At 31.7% G+C, this 3,553-nt stretch carries 4 protein-coding genes; all 4 read right to left on the minus strand.

Features of this window, described 5'->3' with window-relative positions; all coding sequences use genetic code 11:
• Nucleotides 1-200: 200 nt before the first annotated feature.
• Complete coding sequence (gene mobV, locus ACF91D_RS29600) at nt 201-1,412, minus strand: MobV family relaxase (protein ID WP_392438284.1); 1,212 nt, start codon at nt 1,410-1,412, stop codon at nt 201-203.
• A 249-nt stretch (nt 1,413-1,661) separates the two neighbouring features.
• Entirely contained in the window at nt 1,662-1,832 is a 171-nt protein-coding gene (locus ACF91D_RS29605; RefSeq protein ID WP_392438285.1) for a hypothetical protein, read from the minus strand.
• Nucleotides 1,825-2,484, minus strand: coding sequence for a replication protein (locus ACF91D_RS29610; RefSeq protein WP_392438286.1), 660 nt, complete (start codon nt 2,482-2,484; stop codon nt 1,825-1,827). Before ACF91D_RS29610 ends, ACF91D_RS29605 begins: the two co-directional genes overlap by 8 nt.
• Nucleotides 2,485-2,564: 80 nt before the next feature.
• A complete protein-coding gene (locus ACF91D_RS29615) occupies nt 2,565-2,717 on the minus strand; it encodes a ribbon-helix-helix protein, CopG family (RefSeq protein ID WP_002448631.1) in 153 nt (50 codons plus the stop codon).
• Nucleotides 2,718-3,553 lie beyond the last annotated feature (836 nt).

The following is a 3,553-nucleotide window of genomic DNA, read 5'->3' on the forward strand; positions in this document are numbered from 1 at the left end:
GCGCTCCTTAATAATCCTAAAGCTGTCCATCGGTCGATTTAATAGCTGACGCTATTGACCGCTGGCGCTTTAAGTCTAATTAAGGGCTCTCATCGACAAATAGATTTTCTCGGCATAAATGCGTGTTATAATACATGAGAGTACAACCAATACCACATTGTATTTACTTAAGCCTTTATCTATTCTGATAAGGGCTTTTATTATCTGCTCATACCTCTACCACGTTTCTGATTATCTTTTTGTTCTTGATGTTCTTCAGGATGTATTTGTTTATCTAACGTTCGTATTACTTGTATCATGCGACCATTATCTTTACTCACATCATTCATTAAATTCCTATATTTATTTCTACCAATAGCTTGCTCTAACTTCTTGAAAATTTCTCTAAGAACTTCAAAAAGTTTATTTGCGTTATCAAGTTGTTTATTTCGTTTTTCAAGAACCTCATTCGCTTTCGTCAGAGTTTCAAACATACTCTTATTTTCTTCTTTAAGCCTACTGTTTTCGTTTTTTAGGTCATTTAGAGCTTTATCTGACTTAATATACTCATAATCATCTTTGATTAATTGTGCTGCTTCTATTTGCTTTTGAAAGGCATTAAAATCTTCTTGGCTTATGACAACATTTCCAGTTTCTTGTACTTCTTTGTTAAACAAACTACCTACTTTTTCCGTTTCAAGCTCATATGGAACATTTATAGGCTTTTTAAGCGTTTCTAACGATTTTTGATACTCTTGCATCAATTTATCGTTCTTTTGCTTTATATGGTCTGTTTTTTGGCTCTCACGCTCATATTCTTGCTTATGGTATTCTGTTTTTTGTTTATACTGGCTCATTTGCTCATGTTTCGCATTCGTAACTTGTCTTGATTGACCACGTTCTAAGTCATATCCTCGTTGTTTAACATACTCATTAAATCTATCTTGAAATTCCGTTAAGGCTTTTTTATTACCTACAACCTCTTTAGCACTTAAACGACCGTCATCAGTAATCGGAACAACTCCATAATGCATATGTGGTGTTTTCTCGTCCATATGCACCGTTGCATATAATAAATTATCTTTACCGTATTCTTGTTCTAAAAACTGTTTAGCTTGTTCAAAAAAACGCTTTGTATCTTCTGATGTTTGATTATTAAAAAATTCATTGTCTGATGTAATTAACCCATCAATATGTTTAACTGCGTCTGTTCTAATTTTTCTTTTATTTGTATAATTCTGCTCTATTTTTTCCTCAATCAAGTTATTAAAGTTTTGTTTATTATCGTTTACTAAATCATAATTTAAATGTGTTTTACTATGGTCTATATCTTCGTTTTCATAATTATTATTTTCTCTTTGAACATGTTTTTGAATACCTGTTGTATTTGTTCCAGATTTAACTTTTGAAACTCTCACAATCGAATATGACATATAAAAATTCCTCCTCTGTACAAAGGGTTTTCGTGTATCTAATAATTTAAGTCTAACATACTAGACTTATTTTCAATAAGTCATTAAACCGTATGCTCTGCGAGGCTATGTTTTGCTTACGCAAAAACGGACATGTCATTTTGACACGTCCGTAAATTCAAAACCCCAGCAACCAAAAATGGTGGTTGCTAATGTTCATAAATTTTATGATCACTCACGTGTATAAAATTTAATTCACTAAGTTCAAAATCAATCTAAATGATGAATAAACAATGACTGTAAATTTTGTAATGCTTTTTGTTCTTCATCATTATCACTTTTAAAATTTACCAAAGCTTTTCGAATAACATTTATTTCTTCAATCGTTAATTGATGTTCGATTCCATTTTCAAAATAGATTACATTAGCTAAATTACTCATGTATTTCCCCCGTTTCTGTATCAACATAACTTCGTCCATACTTACGCTCTTGATATACGGCATCAAAATATAATCTAATTAATCCAGTGTGCGAACGTAAAACACTATTAATTATTTTCATACTTGGCAAATTGTAGTTGCTACCATGTTCTTTTACAAAACGTCTTAATTCTCTTATGTTTGCTAAACCATGGTCATCTATCATGTCGCAAACATCATTCAACATTTCGTCTTTATCTTCTACATCAAGCACTACATATCTATCAATATCAAAGTTATTCAAAAGCTCTATATCCTTTTTGTTGTACTTATATTTATTTTTAGCAATAGCGTCTTTACTCTCATGCGTTAAGTACAAATACATGTTTTCCATGCTTTGTTTAATCACTTGTACTTTTGCTACACTCTCTTTACCTAATGCTCTTTGTATTCTTTTACGAACGCTATGAGTTGTAACTGGATTAGCAGCAACATAAATTACATGATAATGTGCTTTTTTATATTCTTGCCCCTCTACGTTACTTTTATCCTTATCATGTAATGGGCTAATAGCCATCGGAATACCCATTAATTCTAATTTCATTTCCCAGTTTTCTGGAATACTTTCTGGATATAGTAAAAACGTGAAGTATCTTGCTTTATCTGTATTCATAATGTTAGAATCACCTTATTAGAGCTTGTTTTTTATATTTTGTATAAAGTGAAATCCATTCTTTGCGGGAGAGGATTTCACTATTTTTTTTGCTCTAATTCCTTTCTTGAATATTCTTCTAATGCTAAAGCTAAAATTGCCGATTTCGTAAACCCTTTTTCTTTAGCTAATTTTTCTAATTCTTCGATTTGTTTATCTGTAAGACTTATTTGTAACCTTGTTTTTCTAGGCAAATTGACACCTCTTTTTTTCTATTTTTTTAAGTGTACCACTTAGGTAACATTAAAGCAACCAAATATACACAAAAAATAAAAATGTCCCTTAAAATGTCCCTAAAATGTCCCCTAAATGTAGAATGCCTTGAGCCCTAGAGAGAGTAGAGACGAAAAGCGTTTTTTTTTCAATTTGGCACTCGGCACTTAAAAGGGGGGTCGTAGTAGCCCCCCCTAGGAGCCAACAAAAATGAAAAATCAAAACCAACCCACCTTAAATGGAACAATTGTAAAATAATTGCTTTTTGACTTCACGATATCGCTTTAATGATTTGGATTGGTTGTTAAGTTGGAATTAATCCAACTTAAAACCGGCGCCAATCGCCACTGAAGTGGCTATCATTTTCGCTTTGTTCGTCAAAAATTTTCTCATTTCACAATTGTTCCATTTTGGTTTGGCAAGCACTGGCTTTGCTATCCACTTCGTTCCAGCACGCCGTACTTGATGGGATTATATCCCATACCCTTTATGTTTTTGCTTACGCAAAAAATGAGTGGCAAAATGCTAGCCACTCATAGTTCAAAACCAAATTCAAAATCAAAACAAAAGCAACCAAAAATGTGGTTGCTATATGTTCATAAATTTTATGATCACTTACGTTTATAAAATTTAATTCACTAAGTTCAAAATCAATCTAAATGATGAATAAACAATGACTGTAAATTTTGCAATGCTTTTTGTTCTTCATCATTATCACTTTTAAAATTTACCAAAGCTTTTCGAATAACATTTATTTCTTCAATCGTTAATTGATGTTCGATTCCATTTTCAAAATAGATTACATTAGCTAAATTAC

The organism is Staphylococcus sp. 231237_7MaSpsaltlick (genome assembly GCF_043107035.1).

What these genes read in the sequence shown, in the direction of transcription:
- ACF91D_RS29610 (WP_392438286.1), bottom strand. Translation starts at nt 2,484, where the DNA reads ATGAATACAGATAAAGCAAGATACTTCACGTTTTTACTATATCCAGAA.
- ACF91D_RS29605 (WP_392438285.1), bottom strand. Translation starts at nt 1,832, where the DNA reads ATGAGTAATTTAGCTAATGTAATCTATTTTGAAAATGGAATCGAACAT.
- mobV (WP_392438284.1), bottom strand. Translation starts at nt 1,412, where the DNA reads ATGTCATATTCGATTGTGAGAGTTTCAAAAGTTAAATCTGGAACAAAT.